The following is a 24,821-nucleotide window of genomic DNA, read 5'->3' as shown; positions in this document are numbered from 1 at the left end:
GAGAGGGCCGGTTCAGCTCTCGGTGTCGCCGTTGATGAACCGCTCGACGTTCTCGCGCGCCTCGTCGTCGAAGTACTGCACGGGCGGGCTCTTCATGAAGTAGCTCGAAGCCGACAGGATCGGGCCACCGATGCCGCGGTCCTTGGCGATCTTCGCCGCACGGACGGCGTCGATGATGACACCGGCCGAGTTCGGGGAGTCCCACACCTCGAGCTTGTACTCCAGGTTCAGCGGAACATCGCCGAACGCGCGGCCTTCGAGGCGCACGTACGCCCACTTGCGGTCGTCCAGCCAGGCCACGTAGTCCGAGGGGCCGATGTGGACGTTGTCCGCACCGAGCTCGCGGTCACGGATCTGCGAGGTGACGGCCTGCGTCTTGGAGATCTTCTTGGACTCCAGGCGCTCACGCTCGAGCATGTTCTTGAAGTCCATGTTGCCGCCGACGTTCAGCTGCATCGTGCGGTCCAGGACGACACCCCGGTCCTCGAAGAGCTTCGCCATCACGCGGTGCGTGATGGTGGCGCCCACCTGGGACTTGATGTCGTCGCCGACGATCGGGACACCGGCCTCGGTGAACTTGTCCGCCCACTCCTTGGTGCCGGCGATGAACACCGGGAGGGCGTTGACGAACGCGACCTTGGCGTCGATGGCGCACTGCGCGTAGAACTTCGCAGCGACCTCGGAACCGACGGGCAGGTAGCAGACGAGGACGTCGACCTGCTTGTCCTTGAGGATCTGGACGACGTCGACCGGGGCGTCCGCGGACTCCTCGATCGTCTCGCGGTAGTACTTGCCCAGGCCGTCGTGGGTGTGGCCGCGCTGGACGGTCACACCCGTGTTCGGCACGTCCGCGATCTTGATGGTGTTGTTCTCGCTGGCGCCGATGGCGTCCGCGAGGTCGAGGCCGACCTTCTTCGCGTCGACGTCGAAGGCGGCGACGAACTCGACGTCACTGACGTGGTACTCGCCGAACTGGACGTGCATCAGACCGGGCACCTTGCCGGCCGGATCGGCGTCCTTGTAGTACTCGACGCCCTGCACCAGCGAGGCGGCGCAGTTGCCCACGCCTACGATGGCTACGCGAACCGAACCCATTCCGGTTGCTCCCTGTGTAATCGGTGATTCCGATGAAGTCGCCGCGGAGTGCGATGACTTCACTTGGCGGTGTCGTCGGACGGATCCGGCCGGGTGTTGTCCCGGTGCCGGGGCAGGCCGCCCGTCTCTCCAGGTGTGTCCTGCTGAGCAGAGCCCTCGGGCGAGGATCGTCGCTGATCCCGTCCCGACCGCTCGCTCTCGATGAGCTCGTTCAGCCAGCGCACTTCGCGCTCCACGGACTCCATGCCGTGTCGCTGCAGCTCAAGTGTGTAGTCGTCGAGTCGTTCACGGGTGCGGGCGAGAGAGGCGCGCATCTTCTCCAGGCGCTCCTCCAGCCGGCTGCGCCGGCCTTCGAGCACCCGCATCCGCACCTCGCGCTCGGTCTGGCCGAAGAAGGCGAAGCGCGCTGCGAAGTGCTCGTCCTCCCAGGCGTCCGGACCGGTGTGCGACAGCAGCTCCTCGAAGTGCTCCTTACCTTCTGCCGTCAGCCGGTAGACGATCTTCGCCCGGCGTCCCGTCAGTGAGGAGGACGCAGTGGCCGGACGCCCGGTGACCGGCGCGGTGTCCGCCGGGTCACCGGCGGGTTCCTCGATCAACCAGCCGCTGGTTACCAGCGTCTTGAGGCAGGGGTAGAGGGTTCCGTAGCTGAACGCACGGAAGATTCCCAGCGAGGTGTTGAGGCGTTTGCGCAGCTCATAGCCGTGCATCGGCGATTCGCGGAGCAGGCCGAGAACAGCGAACTCGAGGATGCCGGAGCGTCTGCTCACCGGTGCCTCCCCCTTCTCCCGCTGCTTCCGTCGGCACGGTCAACCGGGGCCACCGGCGTACTTATGCCGTGCTGATGTATCGACTCGATACATCAGCACGATAGATCGCTCCGACCTGTTCGACAAGGGTGACCTTCGTGAACGGCGTCACATCGGCGATTCCCAGGGTTCGACTTGCGTTGTTTGGGGTGAAGTTCGGCCCTAGGCGGGTTTTGACCGTGCGTAGTCTGTGCGGCATGCAGACCACCGGGAACCGCGAGGCGCTTTCGCGCGTCAGTCATCGCGGACTGCCGGATGTACTGCGGATGAGCCTTCCGCAGTGGCTTGTCCGTAATTCGGGGGGACCGGATCTCAACTGCCGCTTCCAGGCGCTCTCGCCTGCCCGAGGAGTAGTCGTTCCATGAGCGAGCACCGTCGCAAAACGCCGCAGCCACAGGGTGGCGGGCGTGCAGCGGCCAGACGAGCCGCCCAGCAGTCGACCGGACGCCGAGCAGTCCCGTCACGCAGAGCCACGTCGGCATCACCTTCCGAATCGCCGTCCGAGTCGCACGGCGAGGAACGCCAGTACGGCAGCCGCGCCGAGGCCCGCCGCGCGGCCCAGAAGGGCGGTGGCCGACGCCGTGGTGGCGGCGGTTCCGACGGGCCGGGGGGGCGGGGGCACGACCACGGTGACCCCGGCAAGAAGCGCATCATCGACTACCCGCGCCACGGCAGGTACGGGTTCCGCCGCTGGGTGCCCTCGTGGAAGTTGGTGTCGGGGCTCTGCCTGGGCTTCCTCGGCGTGCTGATGGGCATTGCGGGCATTGCCTACGCGTTCGTGGTCCCACCGGACATCAACAAGACGGCCCAGGCGCAGAACAACGTCTACTACTGGGCCGACGGCACGCAGATGGTGGCGACCGGCGGGGCGGCGAACCGTCAGATGCTCAAGTACGAGCAGATCCCGGTGGAGATGCGTAACGCCGTGATCTCGGCCGAGAACAAGAGCTTCGAAACAGACAAGGGCATCGACCCGAAGGGCATCGGCCGTGCGGTGTTGAACATGGCCACGGGCGGTGAGACCCAGGGCGGCTCGACCATTACCCAGCAGTACGTGAAGAACTCCATGCTCACCCAGGACCAGACGCTCAAGCGGAAGTTCCAGGAGCTCTTCATCACGCTCAAGGTTGCCGGCGATCAGTCGAAGGAAGAGGTGATGGCGGGCTACCTCAACGTCTCCTACTACGGGCGCGGGGCCTCGGGGTTGCAGGCGGCTGCCCGCACCTACTACAACAAGGACGCTGGCGAGCTGAACGCGAGCGAGTGCGCCTTCCTGGCCACCCTGCTCAAGGGCGCGAGCTACTACGACCCCGCCGGGGCCCCCGACATCGACAAGAACAACGCGACCGCGGCGAAGAACACCGAGCGGGCCAAAGAACGTTGGAAGTGGATTCTTGACGAGCAGGTCAAGGACGGGCGCATGACGGCGGAGAAGCGCGCCGAGTTCAAGAAGTTCCCGAATCCGCTGCCGAAGAAGAAGGACGCCAAGCTGGGCGGCCAGACCGGCTACCTGGTGGAGCTCGCCAAGAAGTACTTCCTCGCCAACAACGACCGCGGCATCGACGCCAAGCAGCTCGAACTGGGCGGCTTCGAGATCCACACCACCTTCCAGAAGAAGAGGGTGGAGGAGCTCGAAGCAGCGGTGAACAAGGTCTACAAGGCCAAGATCCGGCCCGAGGAGCGCCCCAAGACGGATACGCACGTCGAGTTCGGCGGGGCGTCCGTCGACGCGAAGACCGGCGCCATCATCGCCACGTACGGCGGCCAGAACGCCACCACGCACTTCATGAACAACGCGGACGCCACCGGTGCCCAGGTCGGTTCGACGTGGAAGCCGTTCGTCCTGGCCGCAGCCATGCAGTACGGCGTGCGCGACCCTTCCGGCGGGAAGGAGCAGAGCGAGTCCCAGCGCACCCAGGTCTCGCCGAAGAGCATCTACAACGGCGACAACAAGCTGCAGATCAGGGACTACACGGGCAAGGTCTGGCTGAACGAGAACGACGAGGTGTGGCGTCAGACCAACGACGGCGATGAGGACTACGGCGAGATCGACCTGCGGACGGCCATGGAGAAGTCCGCCAACTCCCCGTTCGTGCAGCTCGGCATGGACGTCGGTACGGACAAGGTCAAGGACGTCGCCGTTGTCTCCGGTCTGAAGGACGACGACTTCATGGCGGACGCCACCGTTCCCTCGTTCTCCATCGGCACCTCGTCGCCCAGCGCCATCCGCATGGCGGGCTCCTACGCCACCTTCGCCACGAGTGGCCAGCAGAACGACACCTACTCGGTGACCGAGGTGAAGCAGGAGGGCGTGACCGTCTTCAAGCACGAGAAGAAGCCCAAGCGCGCCTTCAGCCCGGTCATCGCCGACAACGTGACGGACGTGCTGAAGAACGTCGTGGAGAACGGAACGGGCAAGCCCGCCCGTCTGGAGGGCCGTGAGGCCGCGGGCAAGACCGGTACGACGGACGGCAACCGGTCCGCCTGGTTCGTCGGGTACACACCGCAGATCTCGACCGCCATCAGCATGTTCCGGTACGACGACGACGAGACGAACAAAGAACGCGAGTTCTTGAAGATGTTCGGCACCGGAGGCGAGCAGAAGATCCACGGAAACTCGTTCCCGGCCACCATCTGGCACGACTACATGACCGGCGCGATGAAGGGCAAGAAGGCCGTCTCCTTCCCGGAACCGAAGGACCTGGGCAAGAAGGTGTGGGGCGGTGGTGCGGAGAGCCCCAGCCCGACACCCAGCCCCACACCTTCGCCGACGCCCTCCGAGGAGGAGGACGAGGAGGAGAAGCCGCCGCCGAGTCCGAAGCCGACTCAGACCACGCCGAGTCCGCCGTCACCGTCGCCGAGCAGGACCTGCGGCATCTGGGACCCGAACTGCCAGGAGGCCAACGGCGGGGCGAACGCCGGGGCGGATGGCGGGGGCGACAACACGGGAGCGGATGGCGGGGGCGACAACACCGGAGCGGATGGCGGGGGCGACAACACCGGAGCGACCGACGGCGCCGACAACGGCGGAGCTCAGGGAGCCAACGGCAACTCGGGCGGAACCGGCTCCATCTGGGGCAACAACGGATAGCCGGACGCCCCGGCCGGGCCCTCACCGGCCGGCCCAGCACAGCGGCGAGGGCCGCCGTACCCACCCGGGTGCGGCGGCCCTCGCCGTGTTACCGGCGGTGACGTGCGGCATCCTGGTTCGGTGTCTGTGTCCCCCGGGCGGCCCTTGCCCCGGGCACAGCCCCGTACGGCAGGATGTGCGGCATGCCAAGCCCCAGCGGAGAAGACACGAGCGTGCACCAGGAGCGGCCCGTCGTGCGGCCCACCGATCAGGACGAGGTCGCGGCGGCCGGCAGCGAGCTGTTCGGTGGCCGGGTGGGACGCTGGGCGCGGCTCGGCGACGGCCCGCTCACGCCCGTGCGCATCGTCGCGCTGGTCATGATCGGGATGTTCGCCCTCGGCATGGTGCAGAAGATCCCCTGTTACGAATGGGCCTGGTTCCGCGGGGCCACCTCGCAGTACACCCACGCCTGCTACTCCGACATTCCGCACCTCTTCATGGGGCGCGGGTTCGCCGACGGTCTCGTGCCGTACTTCGACCGGCTGAGCGGCGATATGCAGTACCTGGAGTACCCCGTGCTGACCGGGGTGTTCATGCAGGTGGCGTCCTGGCTGACACTGACGCCGGACAGCGACCCCATCCAGCAGCGCGAGCAGATGTACTGGATGGTCAACGCGGGCATGCTGATGATCTGCGCGGTCGTCGTCGCCGTGTGCACCGTCCGCACGCACCGCCGTCGCCCCTGGGACGGCCTGCTGGTCGCGCTGGCCCCCGCGTTCGTCCTCACCGCGACCATCAACTGGGACCTGCTTGCCGTCGCCCTGACGGCCGCGGCGATGCTCATGTGGTCCCGGGGCCGGGTGCTCGCGTTCGGCATCCTCATCGGCCTGGCGACCGCGGCCAAGCTCTACCCCGTCCTGCTGCTCGGCCCGCTCCTCGTGCTCTGCTGGCGGGCGGGCAGGTGGCGTGAGTTCGGGACGGCGATGCTGGGCGCGGGAGCGGCCTGGCTGGTGGTGAATCTCCCGGTGATGCTCTTCGCCCCCGAGGGATGGCGGAAGTTCTACACGTTCAGCCAGGAGCGGCCCATCGACTTCGGTTCGTTCTGGCTGATCATCACCCAGCGCACCGGCAAGCCCATCGACGTGGAGACGGTCAACACCGCGTCGGTCGTCCTGATGGCCGTGTTCTGCGCGGGCATCGCGGGCCTGGCGCTCTCCGCGGCCCGCCGACCGCGCTTCGCCCAGCTGGCGTTCCTGGTGGTGGCCGCGTTCATCCTGACGAACAAGGTCTACTCACCGCAGTACGTGCTCTGGCTGATCCCGCTGGCCGTCCTGGCCCGGCCGCGCTGGCGCGACTTCCTCATCTGGCAGGCCTGCGAGGTCATGTACTTCCTCGGGATCTGGTTCTACCTCGCCTACACCAGTGGCGCGGACAAGCACCAGGGGCTGCCGCAGGAGGGCTACCAGGTCGCGATCGCCCTGCATCTGCTGGGCACGCTGTACCTGTGCGCGCTGATCGTCCGGGACATCCTGCAGCCCGAGAAGGACCCGGTGCGCGGGGACGGGTCGGACGACCCGTCGGGCGGTGTCCTCGACGGGGCTGCGGACGCGTTCGTGCTGGCGCCCGATCCCCGTCCGTCCGGACACAAGGCCCCGGCGGTGGCGGGACCACAGGTGGAGTGGGGCGCCGCGCCGACCCGGGACGGCTGACCCGGGGCCCGGACGCGGCCGTTCAGGCCGCGCCCGGGCGGGCTCAGCGGTCGACGAGCCGGTCGTACTGCGTGGTGGTGTGGCGCAGGTGGGCGACCAGCTCGTCACCGACCCGCGGCTCCTGGGCGTCGGAGGGCACGAACAGGATCGATACCTGCATGTGCGGCGGTTCGGCGAACCACCGCTGCTTGCCCGCCCAGACGAACGGCGACAGGTTGCGGTTGACCGTGGCCAGCCCCGCGCGGGCGACGCCCTTGGCCCGCGGCATCACGCCGTGCAGCGCCTTGGGCGCCTCCAGACCGACCCCGTGGGACGTACCGCCGGCCACGACGACCAGCCAGCCGTCGGAGGCGGCCTTCTGCTGGCGGTAGCCGAACCGGTCGCCCTTGACGACGGGGGTGACGTCCAGGACGGCCCCCCGGTACTCGGTGGCCTCGTGGTCGCCGAGCCAGAGCCGGGTGCCGATACGGGCGCGGAACCGGGTCTGGGGGAACTGCTGCTGGAGCCGGGCCAGCTCCTCGGCGCGCAGATGGCTGACGAACATGGTGTGCAGCGGCAGCCGGGCCGCGCGCAGCCGGTCCATCCAGCCGATGACCTCCTCGACGGCGTCGGAGCCGTCGGTGCGGTCCAGGGGCAGATGCAGGGCGAAGCCTTCGAGCCGTACGTCCTCGATCGCCGCGTGCAGCTGCCCGAGCTCCTCCTCCTTGACGCCATGGCGCTTCATCGAGCTCATGCACTCGATGACGACCCGGGCGCCCACCAGGGCGTGCACCCCGTCGACGGAGGAGACGGACCGGATGACGCGGTCCGGCAGGGGTACGGGCTCCTCGCCGCGCCGGAACGGGGTCAGGACGAGCAGGTCGCCGCTGAACCAGTCCTTGATCCGGGCCGCTTCGTAGGTCGTCCCGACGGCGAGGGTGTCGGATCCGAAGCGGATCGTCTCGTCGGCGAGGCGCTCGTGACCAAAGCCGTAGCCGTTGCCCTTGCAGACGGGTACGAGACCGGGGAACTGGTCGATCACGGACTTCTGGTGCGCCCGCCAGCGCGCGGTGTCGACGTAGAGGGAGAGCGCCATGGCCGGCCCGGAACCTTTCTGGTGGCTGCGGTGAATCAGGAACGAACGGTCTGTGCCGAGATGTGTGCGGCCCAGATGTGGGGCGAAGCGGATCAGCGGCGCGACATATAGATGTCGAGCGCCTTGTGGAGCAGCTTGTTGAGCGGGAAGTCCCACTCGCCGACGTACTCGACGGCCTCGCCACCCGTGCCGACCTTGAACTGGATCAGGCCGAAGAGATGGTCGGTCTCGTCCAGCGAGTCACTGATCCCGCGCAGGTCGTAGACGGTCGCGCCCATCGCGTAACTGTCGCGCAGCATGCGCCACTGCATCGCGTTCGACGGCCGGACCTCGCGCCCGATGTTGTCGGAGGCGCCGTAGGAGTACCAGACGTGGCCGCCCACGACGAGCATCGTGGCCGCGGAGAGGTTCACGCCGTTGTGCCGGGCGAAGTAGAGGCGCATCCGGTTGGGGTCCTCGGAGTTGAGGACGGTCCACATGCGCTGGAAGTACGAGAGCGGGCGCGGCCGGAAGTGGTCGCGCACGGCGGTGATCTCGTAGAGCCGCTGCCACTCGGCCAGGTCCTCGTAGCCGCCCTGGACGACCTCGACGCCGGCCTTGTCGGCCTTCTTGATGTTGCGGCGCCACAGCTGGTTGAAGCCCTTGAGGACGTCCTCGAGCGAGCGGTTGGCCAGCGGCACCTGGAAGACGTAGCGGGGCTGTACGTCACCGAATCCGGCCCCGCCGTCCTCGCCCTGCTGCCAGCCCATCTTCCGCAGCCGGTCGGAGACCTCGAAGGCGCGCGGCTCGATGTGCGTGGCCTCGACGTCACGCAGGCGCTTCACGTCGGGGTCCTGGATGCCGGACTTGATGGCCGCCGAGTCCCAGCGGCGGATGACCACCGGCGGGCCCATCTTCACGGAGAAGGCGCCCTGCTGCTTGAGGTGCGCGAGCATCGGCTGGAGCCAGTCGTCCAGGTTCGGTGCGTACCAGTTGATGACCGGGCCTTCGGGGAGGTACGCCAAGTAGCGCTTGATCTTGGGCAGCTGGCGGTACAGGACGAGGCCGGCGCCGACGATCTCGCCGTTCTTGTCGAACCAGCCCAGGTTCTCCGAACGCCATTCGGTCTTCACATCAGCCCACGCCGGGACCTGGCAGTGACTGGCCGAGGGCAGGCTCTGGATGTACGCCAGATGCTGTTCTCGGCTGATGGTCCTCAGGGTCAGGCTCATGCGGGGGGCTCCTCGGCAGGTGTGTCCCCATCGGTCAGGGGCTCCGGCTCTCGCGCCGAAGCCTACTGTGACCGAGGGGCGCCCGGCCTGGCCCCGGGGGCCGGAACGTACGGCGGACCGGTGCGGGCGCCCGGGCACCCGCACCGGTCCGTGCTCCGGTCGGTGCTCCGGTCAGGTGATCACGCCGCCGAAGAGACCGCCGTGGGCCATGCCGAGGTAGAAGCCGATCGCAGAGGCCCCGATGCCCATGATCAGGCCGAACCGCTCCCATGTGGTCTTCGAGATGTACTGGCCGTAGGCCCCGGTCAGGATCCCGACGAGCCCCGCCCACGAGCTGATCAGATGCAGATGGTGGAACATCGCCGTGACGAACGCGAGGACGCCGAGCACCCCGGTCACCACCATCAGGACGTCCTGGACGGGATGCGGTCTGCCGTCCGTCGCGAAGAGTGAACCGGTGGCGCGGCGGCCGGTCGGGGACCGGGAGCCGGCGGGGCGGATGGTCTGTGCCATGGAGTACCTCCTGGCCGGACGGATGGGCGGTGGATCCAGCGCCCTGCGCACCGCGGCGGGTGGAGCGCCTCTCACACCGCATCTGTCTCGATTGTGCCCTCTGAGCTCCTGATTTCAACCGGAAGCCTGTCTACGGGTAGTCTGTACGGTCTGCACCGGTGTCTGCCCAGGCCAGCACGGCGAGCCTCCCCCGAACCCCGTCTCCGGGATCGTTCGGGAGCGGATTGTCAGTGCTGGGTGTTCTCCTCGGGAACGCCGTTGCAACACGCATCACGACCCTCCTGCCACGGAACGACCGTGGCCGCTGAGTCCAAAGGAGGTGGGTTCCACATGCGTCACTACGAGGTGATGGTCATCCTCGACCCCGATCTCGAGGAGCGAGCAGTCTCCCCGCTGATCGAGAACTTCCTCTCCGTCGTCCGTGAGGGCGATGGAAAGGTGGAGAAGGTCGACACCTGGGGCCGTCGTCGGCTCGCCTACGAGATCAAGAAGAAGCCCGAGGGCATCTACTCGGTCATCGACCTGCAGGCCGAGCCTGCGGTCGTCAAGGAGCTCGACCGCCAGATGAACCTGAACGAGTCGGTCCTCCGGACCAAGGTCCTCCGTCCCGAGATCCACTGAGCTTCTAGCTCAGCGGTTTTCGGGTCCGAGTAGCAGCAAGCAGCCAGCAGCAATCCCCGCCGAGAGGTTCACCCATGGCAGGCGAGACCGTCATCACGGTCGTCGGCAATCTCGTCGACGACCCCGAGCTGCGCTTCACCCCGTCCGGTGCGGCGGTCGCGAAGTTCCGTGTCGCGTCCACTCCCCGCATCTTCGACCGGCAGACCAATGAGTGGAAGGACGGCGAAGGCCTGTTCCTCACCTGCTCGGTCTGGCGTCAGGCGGCGGAGAACGTCGCGGAGTCGCTTCAGCGAGGCATGCGCGTCGTCGTGCAGGGCCGGCTGAAGCAGCGGTCCTACGAGGACCGTGAGGGCGTCAAGCGCACGGTCTACGAGCTGGACGTCGAGGAAGTCGGCCCCAGCCTCAAGAACGCCACGGCCAAGGTCACCAAGACCACCGGTCGCAGTGGCCAGGGCGGCCAGGGTGGATACGGCGGCGGCCAGCAGGGCGGCGGCAACTGGGGCGGCGGTCCCGGTGGCGGTGGCCAGCAGGGCGGCGGCGGTGCACCCGCCGACGACCCGTGGGCGACCGGCGCGCCGGCAGGCGGCCAGGGCGGCGGGGGACAGCAGGGCGGCGGAGGCGGCTGGGGCGGAAGCTCCGGCGGTTCCGGCGGTTCTGGTGGTTCTGGCGGTGCCTCTGGCGGCGGCTACTCGGACGAGCCTCCCTTCTAGGGCTGCTCGTACCCCCACTTCTTGATCACACAGGAGAAACACCATGGCGAAGCCGCCTGTGCGCAAGCCTAAGAAGAAGGTCTGCGCGTTCTGCAAGGACAAGACCCAGTACGTGGACTACAAGGACACGAACATGCTGCGGAAGTTCATTTCCGACCGCGGCAAGATCCGTGCCCGCCGCGTCACCGGCAACTGCACGCAGCACCAGCGTGACGTCGCCACGGCTGTCAAGAACAGCCGTGAGATGGCGCTGCTGCCCTACACGTCCACCGCGCGATAAGGGAAGGGTGACAAGAGCATGAAGATCATCCTCACCCACGAGGTCTCCGGCCTCGGCACCGCCGGCGACGTCGTCGACGTCAAGGACGGGTACGCCCGTAACTACCTGGTTCCGCGTGGCTTCGCCATTCGCTGGACCAAGGGCGGCGAGAAGGACGTGGCGCAGATCCGCCGCGCCCGCAAGATCCACGAGATCGCGACGATCGAGCAGGCCAACGAGATCAAGGCCAAGCTCGAGGGCGTGAAGGTCCGTCTGGCTGTTCGCTCCGGCGACGCCGGCCGTCTCTTCGGCTCGGTCACCCCGGCTGACGTCGCTGCGGCGATCAAGGCCGCCGGTGGTCCCGACGTCGACAAGCGTCGCGTCGAGCTCGGCTCGCCGATCAAGACGCTCGGCGGACACCAGGTGTCCGTCCGTCTGCACCCCGAGGTCGCAGCGAAGCTCGGCGTCGAGGTCGTTGCTGCCTAAGGGCAGAGCTCAGCTGAGTCAGTGAAGGGCCGCACCCGTTGGGTGCGGCCCTTTCTGTCTTCTGTGTCGCGCGGTGTTTCACGTGAAACACCGCGGCCTGTTTCACGTGAAACAGGCCGCGAAGCGTACGGATCAGCGCGTGGCTCCGGTGACGATCCACCGGCCCGACCGCGTACGCAGCCAGAGCGTGATGAGGCGGACGGCCATCATCAGCGTCATTGCCCACCAGAGCGCGGTGAGCCCGCCGCCGAGCGAGGGCACCAGGAGCGCGACGGGCGCGAAGGCGGCGAGCGTCACCAGCATCGCCCAGGCGAGATAGCGTCCGTCGCCGGCACCCATCAGGACGCCGTCCAGGACGAAGACCACGCCGGCGATCGGCTGGGAGACCGCCACGACCAGGAGCGCGGGGAGCAGGGTGTCCTGCACCGAGGGGTCGCTGGTGAAGAGCGGGATGAACAGAGGCCGGGCGAGCACGATCAGGAGGCCGAGCACGATGCCGCAACCGATACCCCACTCGACCATGCGGCGGCAGGCCTCGCGGGCGCCCTTCTCGTCGTTCGCCCCCAGGTAGCGGCCGATGATCGCCTGCCCGGCGATGGCGATGGCGTCGAGTGCGAAGGCTGTGAGACTCCAGAGGGAGAGGATGATCTGGTGGGCGGCGATGTCGACGTCTCCCAGCCGGGCGGCGACGGCGGTGGCGATCATCAGGACGGCGCGCAGGGACAGGGTCCGGATCAGCAGAGGCACGCCGGCCCGTGCGCTGGCCCTGATGCCGGCCACGTCGGGGCGCAGGGAGGCGTTGTGCCTTCGGGCTCCGCGGATCACCACGACGAGATAGGCGGCGGCCATACCGACCTGGGCGATCACCGTTCCCCAGGCGGATCCGGCGATGCCGAGCCCGGCACCGTAGACGAGGGTCACATTGAGGGCGGCGTTCACCGTGAAACCGCCGATGGCGACGTACAGCGGGGTGCGGGTGTCCTGGAGGCCGCGCAGTACGCCGGTGGCGGCGAGCACGACGAGCATGGCCGGGATGCCGAGGATGGAGATCCTCAGGTACGTGATGGCGTACGGAGCCGCGGTGTCGGACGCGCCGAAGATGTCGACGAGCCACGGGGCCGTCGGGATCGCGAGGGCGACGACGGCCGCTCCGAGCAGCAGGGCGAGCCAGATGCCGTCCATGCCCTGGCGGATGGCGGCGGGGAGATCGCCCGCCCCCACGCGGCGGGCGACGGCCGCCGTGGTCGCGTAGGCGAGGAAGACGAAGATGCTCACGGCCGTCATCAGGAGGGCTGCGGCGATGCCGAGGCCGGCCAGTTGCGGGGTGCCGAGGTGGCCGACGACGGCGCTGTCGACCATCACGAACAGGGGCTCGGCGACGAGTGCGCCGAAGGCCGGGACGGCGAGAGCGATGATCTCGCGGTCGTGCCGTCGGCGGCCGTTCTTCGGGGTCGCGGGGGCCTTGGTCATGAGGGTCAATCTAATCTTCCACAGGTAAGAGATGCAATCGACCTACAGTCCTTACTTGTGGACCGGTAGGGCCTTCCTCCCGGCGCCGTTTGCGGTGATCTTGAAATGAGGGCGAAAGTTTTTCTCCCCCACAGTCAGTGGATGGAGAATGTGCAGGTCAGCAGGGTCACGCCGCTAGCGCTATGAGTTTGTCCACAGTGCTGTCCCCCGGTCCGTGCACAGGTTCGGCAGGGTTCTCCACAGCATCTGGTCCGTCGTCCACATGCCCTGTGGATAACCAGATTGGCTGACGGTGCGGAGGGGCCTACCGTGGTGCGGCGCCCGCACTCCGTTCCGGCACCGGAATCCACCGAACCAGATGCGCCGGAAGTGGAGTCGGGCGACCTGTTTGTCGGTGCCGTGCCGTAAGAAAGAGTGGCACGGCTAGGTCCGCGATGCGGACGGGAGGAGGCGGCCCGGTGAGCATTCCCGAGCCTTTGGACGACCCCTGGACCGAGACCGGTCCCGGGGACCGTCTGCCCGTCTCCCGTCAGCGTCGGGGGGACCGCAAGGGGCGTGAGGACCGCCACGACCGCGGCTCGGACGAGGCCTGGGAAGGCGGCTCTCCCGGGTTCGAGCGGGTGCCGCCCCAGGATCTCGACGCCGAGCAGTCCGTCCTCGGCGGCATGCTGCTGTCCAAGGACGCCATCGCGGACGTCGTGGAGATCATCAAGGGGCACGACTTCTACCGCCCCGCCCACGAGACCGTCTACACGGCGATCCTCGACCTCTACGCCAAGGGCGAGCCGGCCGACCCGATCACGGTCGCCGCCGAGCTGGTCAAACGCGGAGAGATCACCAAGGTCGGCGGAGCACCGTATCTGCACACCCTGGTGCAGTCCGTGCCCACCGCGGCCAACGCCTCGTACTACGCGGAGATCGTCCACGAGCGGGCGGTGCTCAGACGGCTGGTCGAGGCAGGCACGAAGATCACACAGATGGGATACGCGGCCGACGGGGACGTCGACGAGATCGTCAACTCCGCGCAGGCCGAGATCTACGCGGTCACCGAGCAGCGCACCAGCGAGGACTACCTCCCTCTCGGCGACATCATGGAGGGCGCGCTCGACGAGATCGAGGCCATCGGGTCGCGCAGCGGCGAGATGACCGGTGTGCCGACGGGCTTCACGGACCTCGACGCCTTGACGAACGGCATGCACCCCGGACAGATGATCGTCATCGCGGCCCGCCCCGCCATGGGTAAGTCCACGCTGGCGCTGGACTTCGCGCGCGCCGCGTCGATCAAGAACAACCTGCCCAGCGTCATCTTCTCCCTCGAGATGGGGCGCAATGAGATCGCGATGCGTCTGCTGTCGGCCGAGGCGCGGGTGGCCCTGCACCACATGCGGTCCGGCACGATGACGGACGAGGACTGGACGCGGCTCGCCCGACGGATGCCCGAGGTCTCGGCCGCTCCGCTGTACATCGACGACTCCCCCAACCTGTCGATGATGGAGATCCGCGCGAAGTGCCGCCGGCTCAAGCAGCGCAACGACATCAAGCTCGTGATCATCGACTATCTGCAGCTGATGCAGGCCGGTGGATCGAAGCGTTCCGAGAGCCGTCAGCAGGAGGTCTCGGACATGTCCCGAAACCTCAAGCTGCTGGCCAAGGAGCTGGAAGTGCCGGTGATCGCTCTCTCGCAGCTGAACCGTGGACCCGAGCAGCGCACGGACAAGAAGCCGATGGTGTCCGACCTGCGTGAGTCCGGTTCCATCGAGCAGGACGCCGACATGGTCATCCTGCTCCACCGCGAGGACGCGTACGAGAAGGAGTCTCCGCGCGCGGGCGAGGCCGACATCATCGTCGGCAAGCACCGTAACGGCCCGACGGCCACCATCACCGTGGCCTTCCAGGGGCACTACTCCCGTTTCGTGGACATGGCGCAGACCTGACGGGTTGCCCGCGCAGGACTCACCCGACCCCGAGCCCACGGAAAATGCCGGCTCAGGGGAAGGAAGCGGGGCGCTGCGGACCTCAGGCGTCCGTCAGGGTGCGGGCGAGGAGGGGAAGCAGGCGGTCCCAGTGGCGCCGCAGTCCGGCCGGGTCGAAGGAGTCGGTGTCGGACATGGTGAAGCCGTGGACGGTGCCGGGGTAGATCTCGGAGGTGTAGCCGACGCCCGCGGTGTCCAGGAACCCGTTGAGCTCGCCGAGTGCCTCGGGCGTGATGTCCGTCGCCGCGTGGCCGAAGTGGACCTCGGCGGTGATGCCGCGCAGGCTGTCGGGTCCGTCGGCGGCGACGGGAGCGTGGAACGCGGCGACGGCGGCCACCTGTCCGGGGCGGGCCGCGGCGGTACGGGTCGCCAGGAGGCCGCCGATGCAGTAACCGGTCACCGCGACCGGCCCGGCGTCCACCTCGGGCTGGGCCGAGAGGAACGTGAGGTAGGCGTCGGCGTCGCGCGCGACGCGTTCGGCGGTGTGTGCCTCGATCAAGGGCATCAGCCGGCCGATGAGAGCGGGTCGGTCCTCTTCTCCGATGTGCTCGGGAAGATCGACGACCGGTGTCGACCCGTTGCGGTAGAAGAAGTTGGGGACGAGCACGTAGTAGCCGTGCCCGGCCAGTTCACGGGCCATCTCCCGCAGTACGGGACGGATGCCGAAGGCGTCCGGGTACATCAGCACCCCTGGGTGCCGGCCGCCGTGTTCGGGGTAGACGGCGAAGGCGTCGGCCAGGCCGTCCGCGGTGGAGATCTGCACGGTTCTGGTGGGAATGGCGGCTCTGCCTTCCTGGGAGTTCGCCGTTGACGTACACGGCGCTTACGTTCATGACGCTACGTCGGCGACACTAACGTTTGAACGGACCCGGCAGCCAGGCCGAGCTGAACAAGCGTTCCGGCATCGACCGGAGCGACATGGGCGGCGTGCTCAACGAGCTGGCGGCCGTTCCGGCGGAGTTCGCGGGCAGTTCCTCAGCAAGCTGTGAGCTCGCGAACGAGGGGCATCTCATCCGGGCCCGACGGGGCGTCCTCTCGGACGGTACGGAAGTGCTTGGACGCGCCACGTTGCATGATCATGCGTTCAGATGCATACTCTTCCTATGTCTAAGGTTCTCACCTCCCTGCCCATCGGCGAGCGTGTCGGCATCGCCTTCTCCGGCGGTCTCGACACATCGGTCGCCGTCGCGTGGATGCGCGACAAGGGTGCCGTCCCGTGCACCTACACGGCCGACATCGGCCAGTACGACGAGCCGGACATCGCCTCGGTGCCCGGGCGCGCGTCGACGTACGGTGCCGAGATCGCCCGCCTGGTCGACTGCCGTGCGGCGCTGGTCGAGGAGGGACTGGCCGCGCTCACCTGTGGCGCGTTCCACATCCGGTCGGGTGGGCGCGCCTACTTCAACACCACGCCGCTCGGCCGTGCCGTCACGGGCACCCTGCTGGTCCGGGCGATGCTGGAGGACGACGTACAGATCTGGGGCGACGGGTCGACGTTCAAGGGCAACGACATCGAGCGGTTCTACCGCTACGGGCTGCTCGCCAACCCTCATCTGCGGATCTACAAGCCGTGGCTGGACGCGGACTTCGTTTCCGAGCTCGGCGGCCGCAAGGAGATGTCGGAGTGGCTGATCGCCCACGAGCTGCCCTACCGCGACAGCAGCGAGAAGGCGTACTCGACCGATGCCAACATCTGGGGCGCCACCCATGAGGCCAAGACTCTGGAGCACCTCGACGCCGGCATCGAGACCGTGGAGCCGATCATGGGCGTGCGGTTCTGGGACCCCGCGGTGGAGATCGCTGCCGAGACCGTGACGATCGGCTTCGAACAGGGCCGCCCGGTGACGATCAACGGCAAGGAGTTCGCCACCCCGGTCGACCTGGTGATGGAGGCGAACGCGATCGGTGGACGGCACGGCATGGGCATGTCCGACCAGATCGAGAACCGGGTGATCGAGGCGAAGAGCCGCGGCATCTACGAGGCGCCGGGGATGGCGCTGCTGCACGTGGTGTACGAGCGGCTGGTCAACGCGATCCACAACGAGGACACCCTGGACAACTACTACAACGAGGGGCGGCGGCTCGGCCGGCTGATGTACGAGGGCCGCTGGCTCGACCCGCAGGCGCTGATGATCCGCGAGTCGCTGCAGCGCTGGGTGGGCACGGCGGTCACCGGAGAGGTGACCCTGCGGCTGCGGCGCGGCGACGACTACTCCATCCTGGACACCGACGGACCGGCTTTCAGTTACCACCCGGACAAGCTGTCGATGGAGCGCACCGAGGACTCCGCGTTCGGTCCGGTGGACCGGATCGGCCAGCTCACGATGCGCAACCTCGACATCGCCGACTCGCGAGCCAAGCTCGAGCAGTACGCCGGCCTCGGCATGGTCGGATCGACCCACCCCGCCCTCATCGGCGCCGCTCAGGCGGCCTCGACCGGGCTGATCGGCGCGATGCCGCAGGGCGGCGCCGAGGTCATCGCCTCACGTGGCAGGGTGTCCGGTGGCGACGAGATGCTCGACCACGCCGCGATGGAGTTCGGCACCGACTGAGCGGAAGCGTCGTCGACGCTGGTCCAAGCCGTGGCTCCGTGGAAAAGGGTTCGTCAGGGAGCCGTTCGTCGGGTAGGGGTTGGACCATGACTTCCAGCGACGCAGACCTGCTCCCCAGTACCCGACGCGCCCTGCTGCATCGCATCGCCGTCGCCCAGCGGGACGGCCGCGCGCCGTCCCTCGTGGCCGCGGTGCGGCGGCAGGGGCGTACGGCCTGGAGCGGGGCGCGTACGTGCGTCGTGGGGCATGCTCCCGACGCCGATACGCAGTACCGGATCGGTTCGATCACCAAGACGTTCACTGCCGTTCTGGTTCTGCGGCTGCGGGACGAGGGCTTGATCGACCTGGACGACCCTCTGGAGAAGCACCTCCCGGGCGCGGGGGCGGGCGCGGTCACCGTCTTTCAGCTGCTGGGCCACAGCGCGGGGCTGGGCGCCGAAGCACCCGCGCCCTGGTGGGAGCGGACGCCCGGCGGCCTGCGGCCCGAGATCGCCGACGTGCTGGGCGACCGGCCGCGGAGGCATCCGGCCGGTCATCGCCATCACTACTCCAACCCTGGTTACACCCTGCTCGGTTCACTGGTCGAAGCGGTGCGTGGCGTCTCCTGGGAGGAGGCGCTGCGCCGCGAGATCCTGGAGCCACTGGGTATGCACCGCACGACGAGCGGGCCCGTGGCTCCGCACGCGGGCGGCTGGGCCGTCCACCCTTGGGCCGATGTCATGTTGAGCGAACCCGCCGAGGACCTCGGGATCATGGCGCCCGCCGGTCAGCTCTGGTCCACCGCGGCGGACCTCCTGCGGTTCGCCGCCTTTCTGACCGAGGGCGACGACCGCGTCCTGTCGGCCTCCTCGGTACAGGAGATGCGGACGCCCGCCGCACCCGCCGAGACGGGAGGCAGCGGTTACGGTCTCGGACTCCAGATCGTCGGGGGCGAAGAGCGCGTGCTCTTCGGGCATTCGGGATCGCTTCCCGGGTTCGTCGCCGGCCTCTGGGTCAGCGAGGAGGACGACGTGGCCGCGGTCGTTCTCGCCAACGTCACCTCGGGGCTGCCCGCCGCGATGGTGGCCGCCGAGCTCCTGGGGATCGTGGCCGAGGCCGAGCCGCGGATCCCGGAGCCCTGGCGCCCGCTGCCCGAGGTGGACGAAGAGCTGCTGGCGCTGACCGGGATCTGGTACTGGGGCACCCACCCGGTCACGCTGAGGCTCACGGGGGACCGGGGCCTGCAGCTCACACCGCTGGGGGGCAAGGGACGAGGCGCGGCCTTTACGTACCGCCCGGACGGCACCTGGATGGGCCAGAACGACTACTACGCGGGGGAGACCCTGCGCGTCGTGCGCAAGGACGACGGCTCGGTGGACCACCTCGACCTCGGCTCGTTCGTCTTCACCCGGCAGCCGTACGAGGCCGGCGCGGCCGTTCCCGGCGGCGTGGACGCGGAGGGCTGGCGCGGGCTCGCCGGCTGAGCTTCCGGCCGGGTCGCGGGTGGGTGTTTCACGTGAAACCCCACCCGCGTTTCACGTGAAACCTCCACCCGTCCGCGCTCGTCAGAGCGCCAGCTTGAAGCCCACATGGCTGGCTGTGAAGCCGAGCCGCTCGTAGAAGCGGTGCGCGTCTTCGCGGGTGATATCCGAGGTCAGCTGCACCAACTGGCAGTTCTGGCGGCGGGATTCGTCGACCGCCCACTGGATGAGCTGGGTGCCGAGGCCGCTGCCGCGCTCGTCGCCATGGATGCGGACCCCTTCGATGATCGAGCGGGTCGCGCCGCGGCGGGACAGCCCCGGGACGATGGTCAGCTGTAGTGTGCCGACGACCCGGTCCTCGCGCACGGCGACGACCACGTGCTGGTTCGGGTCGTCCGCCAGCCGCTGGAACGCCTCCCGGTAGGGGGCAAGATCGTCCGGTGACTCGCGCTGTGCACCCAGAGGGTCGTCGGCGAGCATCGCGACCACAGCGGGCAGGTCGTCCGGGACGGCGGATCGTATGGCGAGATCACTCATGATCGGCATCCTAGGACGGCTTCAGGGGATATCCCGCCCGATCGGAGTCCGTCAGGCCGGGACCTTCAGCTCTTCGACGGCCGTGACCAGAGGCGCGAGTTCAGGGTTCTCCGCCGCCTCGTCCAGTGCCGCCCGCAGCGCGGTGTCGTTCGTCGGCCGGGCGGCCTCCAGTAGCGTGAGACCGGCCTCGGTGACGTCGGTGTAGATGCCGCGACGGTCGGTGTCGCACAGGTAGCGGGTCAGCAGCCCCCGGTCCTCGAGCCGGGTGACGAGCCGGGTGGTGGCGCTCTGACTGAGGACGACGGCGTCGGCGACCTGCTTCATCTGGAGATGCCCGCCGGTGCCGTTGTGCTGCCGGCTCAACACGTCGAGCAAGGAGTACTCGCGGGCGCTGAGTCCGTGGCCGGCCTGGAGGGCCCGCTCGATCCGGGCCTCGATCTTTCCGTGAAGCAGGGAGAGCGCGCACCAGCTCTGGGCGATGGCGGTCAGGGCGGGGTCGGTCGCTGTCATGTCTCTCTCCTCCGGGCGGGAGCTGCGTGACTCCAGGATAGGGGACGTCTGCAATAGCCCGCGTTTGCAATTAGTAGGCGTCTGCAATTATTGTGGACGCTCGTAAGGCGCAGACGCAATCTTCAGGGAAGGTGAACCCATGCCGCTCGCGCTCCTCGCCCTCGCCATCGGGGCATTCGGGATCGGAACGACCGAGTTCGTGATCATGGGGTTGCTCCCCGAGGTCGCCGGTGACTTCCAGGTCTCGATCCCGACCGCGGGCTTCCTGGTGACCGGCTACGCGCTCGGCGTGGTCCTCGGCGCCCCGCTGATGACGCTGCTCGGCACGCGTGTCACCCGCAAGCGCATGCTGATGCTCCTCATGGGGCTCTTCATCGTGGGCAACGTGGTGTCCGCGCTCGCCCCCGTCTTCGGAGTCATGCTCGGCGGACGGGTGATCGCCTCCCTCGCGCACGGTGCCTTCTTCGGCATCGGCTCGGTGGTCGCGGCCGATCTGGTCGCCCCGCAGAAGAAGGCCGGGGCCATCGCCATGATGTTCACCGGGCTCACCGTCGCGAACGTCGTCGGCGTTCCGCTGGGCACCTTCATCGGACAGACCGCGGGCTGGCGGACCACGTTCCTCCTCGTCGCCGTTCTGGGCGTCGTGGGGCTGCTCGGCGTCGCGAAGCTCGTACCGGACCAGCCCGGGCCGGAAGGCGTGCGCATCCGCCACGAGCTGGCCGCGTTCCGCAATGTCCAGGTCCTGCTGGCCATGGCCATGACGGTCCTGGGCTTCGGCGGAGTCTTCGCCGCGATCACCTACATCACCCCGATGATGACCGGGATCGCCGGCTACTCGGCCTCGTCCGTCACCTGGCTGCTCGTTCTCTTCGGCCTCGGCATGGTGGGGGGCAACCTGATCGGCGGCAGGTTCGCGGACCGCCATCTGATGCCCCTGCTGTACGTATCGCTCGGCTCGCTCGCCGTGGTGCTCGGCCTGTTCACCGTGACCGCTCACCACAAGATCGCCGCGGCGGTCACCATCGTTCTGATCGGCGCCCTGGGCTTCGCGACCGTGCCTCCGTTGCAGAAGCGGGTCCTCGACCAGGCGGCGGGTGCGCCGACGCTGGCCTCCGCGGTCAACATCGGGGCGTTCAACCTCGGCAACGCCCTCTCCGCCTGGCTCGGCGGTCTCGTGATCGCGGCAGGCCTCGGCTACACCGCCCCCAACTGGGTCGGCGCCGCGCTCGCCGCGTCGGCCCTGGTCCTGGCCGTGTTCTCCAGCCTGCTGGAGCGCCGGGAGGCCGGCAAGAGCCGGATCGTCGCCGAGAGCAGTCCCGAGCCGGCCGTCGCGACAGCGGCCCGGCACTGAGTCGCCCGCTCCCCGGGGACCCGCATCGCGCAGCAGCCGCACCGCCACGAGGGCGGTGCGGCTGCTGCGCGTCAGCCCGTCGCGAGGGTGAGCGGAGCGAACCTGCGGGCTGCGTCGCCGGGCAGGTCCGGGATGCCGTGCGTCATCACGGTGGTCCGGGAGAGGGGCTCCAGCCCGCTCTCCGCCAGCCAGCCGAGCAGTTCCTTGTGCCGGCCCTCGACATCGATCCGCAGCGGCCGGTCCGTCGTGGCGGCCACGGCCGTGACCAGGGCCTGCGCGGTGGCCGTGTCCCGGGCGATCAGCGGCCCGACGACCTCGGTCTGCCCGCTCGGCCAGAGCGCCGCGTAGCCGATCAGCTCGCCGTGCTCCTCGGCGACCTGGAGCCGGTCGGAGAAGGCGGGCAGCCGGGCGAGAAGATGCGTCCGGTCGGCGCCGAAGACGGGGAGGTCGAGCCGGACCAACGCCCGCAGGTCGTCTGCCGCTGCCGGGCGGGTGGTCACGGACGGGCGAGAGGCCGAGGGGGAGGGAGAGCCGGAGGGGGAGACGTCGGAGCCGCCCGCCCCGAAATGGCCGCCGACGCGTGCGGCCCGGCCCACCGGGGAGAAGCCGAGGTCCTCGTAGAGCGGCTGTCCCTGTTCGGTGGCGTACAGGATGAGCGGGGTGTCCCCCACGGCTTCCATCACGTGCCGCATGAGTCGGCGGGCGAGCCCCCGGCGTCCGTAGCGGTCGGCGACGAGCAGCATGCCGACCGCCGTGAGGTCGGATCCGTACGGCATGGTCAGGCAGGTCGCCGCCAGGCCCTTGCCGTCCGGAGCGTCGATCCCGTATCCGGTGCCGGCCGAGAGGAGCAGCCCCCACCGGTGTTCGTCGCGCGGCCAGCCGCGGTCATCGCAGAGATCGGCGCACGGGACCAGGTCTCCCCGGTTCAGACGCCGGATCGGCAGCTCGACGAGGGGAAGGGGTGATGGGCTGTGCATGGGGTCAGGCTGTCTGACGGGATGATCGTGCGTCCACCGATTTCGCGGAACTGGCCGAGATCCGCAGCCGCCTGCCGTGCCGGGTGAGTCCCCAGGGCTTGAGGTACGGGCGCTTGAGTGGTTTCACGTGAAACACGACGCCGAGCAGGGCTCCCCGGGGCGTCCGGCGGCGGGAGTTTCCACGGGTACCCGCTGCGGAGTACGGGCCATGGCAGAGCCCCGGCGCGCCCCCGCCGCGGAGGGTGTCAGCCCAGGTCGGGGGCGTGCATCGCCCGTACGCCTTCGATGTTGCCGTCGAGGTAGTGCCGCAGGGACAGCGGAACGAGGTGCACGGCCGCGATCCCGACCCGGCTGAACGGCACCCGGACGATCTCGTACTCCCCGGTGGGCTCGTCGATCTCCGGGCCGTGCCGCAGGGAGACGTCCATCGACACCAGTCGGCAGACGAAGAAGTGCTGGACCTTCACCCCCGTCACGCCCCCGTCCGCGATGTGCTCCACGGTGTCGACGAAGCACGGGACCACGTCGACGATCTTGGCGCCCAGCTCCTCGTCGACCTCGCGGTGCAGCGCTTCCACGACGGTGGCGTCCTCCGGCTCGACCCCGCCGCCGGGCGTGAGCCAGTACGGATCGACCCCCGGCTTCGTGCGCTTGATCAGGATGAGATCGTCGCCGTCGAGCAGGACGGCGCGTGCGGTGCGCTTGACCACAGGACGTTCGGTCATGGCAAGAGAGTGGCCCGTGGAGGACCGTCTGAAACTCCCCCGACCTACCGGACCGCCGTGTTCAGCGCCTGTTCGACGTCGGCGAGCAGGTCCTCGGGGTCCTCCGCGCCGACCGAGAAGCGGATGAAGCCCTCCGCGACGGCGTCGCCACCCCAGCGGCCCCGGCGCTCCGCGGTGGACCGGACGCCGCCGAAGCTCGTCGCGTCGTCGACCAGGCGCAGCGCGGACAGGAAGCGCTCAGCGGTCTCCCGGTCGGCCAGCTCGAAGGACACCACGGATCCGAAGCGTCGCATCTGGCGCCTCGCGACGACATGTGACGGGTCGGTGGGCAGTCCCGGATACCGCAGCCCGGTGACCTCCGCGCGCTTCGTCAGCGCCTCGGCGAGAGCGAGGGCGGTGGTGCACTGCCGGTCGATGCGCAGGTGGAGGGTGGCCAGCGAGCGGTGCGCCAGCCAGGCCTCCATCGGCCCCGGAATCGCCCCGACGACCTTGCGCCAGCGCCGCACGTCCGCCGTCAGCCGGGGATCGCGGCAGGTCACATGGCCGAGCAAAATGTCGCCGTGCCCGGTCATGCCCTTGGTGTCGCTGGCGACAGAGAAGTCGGCGCCCAGCTCCAGCGGGCGCTGGCCGATCGGGGTGGCCAGAGTGTTGTCGACGGCGACCAGCGCGCCCGTCGCGTGCGCGGCATCGACCAGCCGCCGGATGTCGCAGACGTCCAGGCCCGGGTTGGACGGGCTCTCGATCCAGAGCAGCTTCGCCCCGGTCAGCAGGGCCAGCTGGGCGTCGCCGCCGGTCGGCGCGGTCCGGACCTCGACCCCGTACGCCTCCAGTTGCTCCCGTACGAGCGGCAGCGCCTGGTAGCCGTCGTCGGGCAGGACCACGGCGTCACCCGAGCGGACCTGGGAGAGCAGTACTGCGGTGATCGCCGCCATGCCCGAGGCGAACACGGTCGTGCCCACCTCCTCACCGGGAGCCTCCAGCTCGCCGATGGCCCGCTCCAGGTGGGTCCAGGTCGGGTTGGTCTCCCGGCCGTAGGTGTAGGGACCCACCGGTTCGCCCGAGAGGTGGAAGTGCGCGGCGAAGACCGGGCCGGGGAGGGTGGGTCCGAACTGCTCCGGTTCGGGAAGCCCGGCGCGTACTGCGCGCGTTCCGTCGCCCATGGTGCTCATGCCTGCTCCTTCGCTGCTCTCCCGGTGGTGCACCGGCGTCCCCCGCACTCTTCCAGAGGCACCCGGAGCGGCCTTCCCCGGAGGCCCGGAATACCGAATACCGGAATCACTTCTCGTCGGGCAGGACGACGTTGAGCGCCCAGGACACGACCGAGATGATCAGTCCGCCGAGCACCGCCGTCCAGAACCCCTCGACGTGGAAGCTGAGATCGAACACTCCGGCCAGCCAGGAGGTCAGCATCAGCATCAGGGCGTTGACCACCAGGGTGATCAACCCCAGTGTCAGGATGAACAACGGGAACGTCAGCAGCTGGACCACGGGCTTCACCAGGAAGTTCACCAGGCCGAAGAGCAGCGCCACCAGGATCAGGGTGAGGGCCTTGCGGCCCGTGCTGCCGCCCTCCAGCGTGATGTTGCCGATGAGCCAGATGGCAACGGCCAGCGCACCCGCGTTGGCGATCGTCTTGACTACGAAATTCTTCATGTGTCTGATCGTGGCAGACATGATCGGTGGCGGACACCGGCAGCGCGGGTACAGGCGA

23 protein-coding genes are annotated in these 24,821 nt (G+C 68.7%); 10 read left to right on the top strand and 13 right to left on the bottom strand.

What is annotated here, in order from left to right; genetic code table 11:
* Positions 1–12: 12 nt before the first annotated feature.
* Complete coding sequence (locus N7925_RS17895) at positions 13–1,095, bottom strand: inositol-3-phosphate synthase (protein WP_265600568.1); 1,083 nt, start codon at positions 1,093–1,095, stop codon at positions 13–15.
* A gap of 59 nt (positions 1,096–1,154) precedes the next feature.
* Positions 1,155–1,862, bottom strand: coding sequence for a PadR family transcriptional regulator (locus tag N7925_RS17890; protein ID WP_274344441.1), 708 nt, complete (start codon positions 1,860–1,862; stop codon positions 1,155–1,157).
* A 400-nt stretch (positions 1,863–2,262) separates the two neighbouring features.
* On the opposite strand from N7925_RS17890, the gene N7925_RS17885 reads away from it, so the two are divergent.
* Positions 2,263–4,992, top strand: coding sequence for a transglycosylase domain-containing protein (locus N7925_RS17885; protein WP_274344440.1), 2,730 nt, complete (start codon positions 2,263–2,265; stop codon positions 4,990–4,992).
* Positions 4,993–5,165: 173 nt separating this feature from the next.
* On the top strand, positions 5,166–6,680 hold the full coding sequence (locus N7925_RS17880; RefSeq protein WP_274344439.1) for a glycosyltransferase family 87 protein: 1,515 nt from the start codon (positions 5,166–5,168) through the stop codon (positions 6,678–6,680).
* A gap of 43 nt (positions 6,681–6,723) precedes the next feature.
* On the opposite strand, the gene N7925_RS17875 is transcribed toward N7925_RS17880, so the two are convergent.
* The 3 genes from N7925_RS17875 to N7925_RS17865 form a co-directional block, all read right to left on the bottom strand.
* Positions 6,724–7,755, bottom strand: coding sequence for an alanine racemase (locus N7925_RS17875; RefSeq protein WP_003967862.1), 1,032 nt, complete (start codon positions 7,753–7,755; stop codon positions 6,724–6,726).
* 92 nt (positions 7,756–7,847) lie between these two features.
* A complete protein-coding gene (locus tag N7925_RS17870; protein ID WP_097865582.1) occupies positions 7,848–8,966 on the bottom strand; it encodes a lipid II:glycine glycyltransferase FemX in 1,119 nt (372 codons plus the stop codon).
* Positions 8,967–9,137: 171 nt separating this feature from the next.
* Positions 9,138–9,479, bottom strand: coding sequence for a hypothetical protein (locus tag N7925_RS17865; protein WP_265600564.1), 342 nt, complete (start codon positions 9,477–9,479; stop codon positions 9,138–9,140).
* Between the two features lie 330 nt (positions 9,480–9,809).
* On the opposite strand from N7925_RS17865, the gene rpsF reads away from it, so the two are divergent.
* From rpsF to rplI, 4 genes are all read left to right on the top strand, one after another.
* Positions 9,810–10,100: a 30S ribosomal protein S6 gene (gene rpsF / locus N7925_RS17860; protein WP_018957345.1), complete on the top strand. Its 291-nt coding sequence runs from the start codon at positions 9,810–9,812 to the stop codon at positions 10,098–10,100.
* 74 nt (positions 10,101–10,174) lie between these two features.
* Entirely contained in the window at positions 10,175–10,810 is a 636-nt protein-coding gene (locus tag N7925_RS17855) for a single-stranded DNA-binding protein (RefSeq protein ID WP_265600563.1), read from the top strand.
* Positions 10,811–10,853: 43 nt separating this feature from the next.
* Complete coding sequence (gene rpsR, locus N7925_RS17850; protein ID WP_003967857.1) at positions 10,854–11,090, top strand: 30S ribosomal protein S18; 237 nt, start codon at positions 10,854–10,856, stop codon at positions 11,088–11,090.
* Between the two features lie 18 nt (positions 11,091–11,108).
* Positions 11,109–11,555, top strand: coding sequence for a 50S ribosomal protein L9 (gene rplI, locus N7925_RS17845; protein WP_003967856.1), 447 nt, complete (start codon positions 11,109–11,111; stop codon positions 11,553–11,555).
* Between the two features lie 132 nt (positions 11,556–11,687).
* On the opposite strand, the gene N7925_RS17840 is transcribed toward rplI, so the two are convergent.
* The gene (locus N7925_RS17840) at positions 11,688–13,025 is read right to left on the bottom strand and encodes an MATE family efflux transporter (protein ID WP_265600562.1); all 1,338 of its coding nucleotides are present in this window, start codon (positions 13,023–13,025) and stop codon (positions 11,688–11,690) included.
* Positions 13,026–13,483: 458 nt separating this feature from the next.
* Here N7925_RS17840 and dnaB point away from each other — a divergent pair, with 458 nt between their 5' ends.
* Complete coding sequence (gene dnaB, locus N7925_RS17835) at positions 13,484–14,959, top strand: replicative DNA helicase (protein WP_026290418.1); 1,476 nt, start codon at positions 13,484–13,486, stop codon at positions 14,957–14,959.
* Positions 14,960–15,041: 82 nt separating this feature from the next.
* On the opposite strand, the gene N7925_RS17830 is transcribed toward dnaB, so the two are convergent.
* Positions 15,042–15,761 (bottom strand): dienelactone hydrolase family protein, encoded by a 720-nt coding sequence (locus N7925_RS17830; protein ID WP_443032172.1) that lies wholly within the window; start codon positions 15,759–15,761, stop codon positions 15,042–15,044.
* A gap of 340 nt (positions 15,762–16,101) precedes the next feature.
* Here N7925_RS17830 and argG point away from each other — a divergent pair, with 340 nt between their 5' ends.
* Both argG and N7925_RS17820 read left to right on the top strand, forming a co-directional pair.
* Positions 16,102–17,550, top strand: a complete 1,449-nt coding sequence (gene argG, locus N7925_RS17825) for an argininosuccinate synthase (RefSeq protein ID WP_265600560.1) — start codon at positions 16,102–16,104, stop codon at positions 17,548–17,550.
* Positions 17,551–17,636: 86 nt separating this feature from the next.
* The gene (locus N7925_RS17820; protein ID WP_274344438.1) at positions 17,637–19,013 is read left to right on the top strand and encodes a serine hydrolase domain-containing protein; all 1,377 of its coding nucleotides are present in this window, start codon (positions 17,637–17,639) and stop codon (positions 19,011–19,013) included.
* Positions 19,014–19,094: 81 nt separating this feature from the next.
* Here the strand turns inward: N7925_RS17820 and N7925_RS17815 are convergent, their stop codons facing one another.
* Both N7925_RS17815 and N7925_RS17810 read right to left on the bottom strand, forming a co-directional pair.
* On the bottom strand, positions 19,095–19,547 hold the full coding sequence (locus tag N7925_RS17815; RefSeq protein WP_274344437.1) for a GNAT family N-acetyltransferase: 453 nt from the start codon (positions 19,545–19,547) through the stop codon (positions 19,095–19,097).
* A 51-nt stretch (positions 19,548–19,598) separates the two neighbouring features.
* Positions 19,599–20,057 carry a MarR family winged helix-turn-helix transcriptional regulator gene (locus N7925_RS17810; RefSeq protein ID WP_265600557.1) on the bottom strand — a complete coding sequence of 153 codons (459 nt, stop codon included), beginning with the start codon at positions 20,055–20,057 and terminating at the stop codon, positions 19,599–19,601.
* A gap of 139 nt (positions 20,058–20,196) precedes the next feature.
* Here N7925_RS17810 and N7925_RS17805 point away from each other — a divergent pair, with 139 nt between their 5' ends.
* The gene (locus N7925_RS17805) at positions 20,197–21,408 is read left to right on the top strand and encodes an MFS transporter (RefSeq protein ID WP_274344436.1); all 1,212 of its coding nucleotides are present in this window, start codon (positions 20,197–20,199) and stop codon (positions 21,406–21,408) included.
* A 71-nt stretch (positions 21,409–21,479) separates the two neighbouring features.
* On the opposite strand, the gene N7925_RS17800 is transcribed toward N7925_RS17805, so the two are convergent.
* The 4 genes from N7925_RS17800 to N7925_RS17785 form a co-directional block, all read right to left on the bottom strand.
* The gene (locus tag N7925_RS17800) at positions 21,480–22,385 is read right to left on the bottom strand and encodes a GNAT family N-acetyltransferase (RefSeq protein WP_274344435.1); all 906 of its coding nucleotides are present in this window, start codon (positions 22,383–22,385) and stop codon (positions 21,480–21,482) included.
* Between the two features lie 245 nt (positions 22,386–22,630).
* Positions 22,631–23,110, bottom strand: coding sequence for an NUDIX domain-containing protein (locus N7925_RS17795; RefSeq protein WP_056702163.1), 480 nt, complete (start codon positions 23,108–23,110; stop codon positions 22,631–22,633).
* Positions 23,111–23,154: 44 nt separating this feature from the next.
* Positions 23,155–24,279: a cystathionine gamma-lyase gene (locus tag N7925_RS17790; RefSeq protein ID WP_274344434.1), complete on the bottom strand. Its 1,125-nt coding sequence runs from the start codon at positions 24,277–24,279 to the stop codon at positions 23,155–23,157.
* A 106-nt stretch (positions 24,280–24,385) separates the two neighbouring features.
* Entirely contained in the window at positions 24,386–24,763 is a 378-nt protein-coding gene (locus tag N7925_RS17785) for a phage holin family protein (RefSeq protein ID WP_265600553.1), read from the bottom strand.
* Between the last annotated feature and the right edge of the window lie 58 nt (positions 24,764–24,821).

This window comes from Streptomyces sp. CA-278952 (assembly GCF_028747205.1).
Lineage (GTDB): Bacteria > Actinomycetota > Actinomycetes > Streptomycetales > Streptomycetaceae > Streptomyces.
Note: the sequence above shows the minus strand (reverse complement) of the source record. Positions and strands in the feature narration are given on the sequence as shown.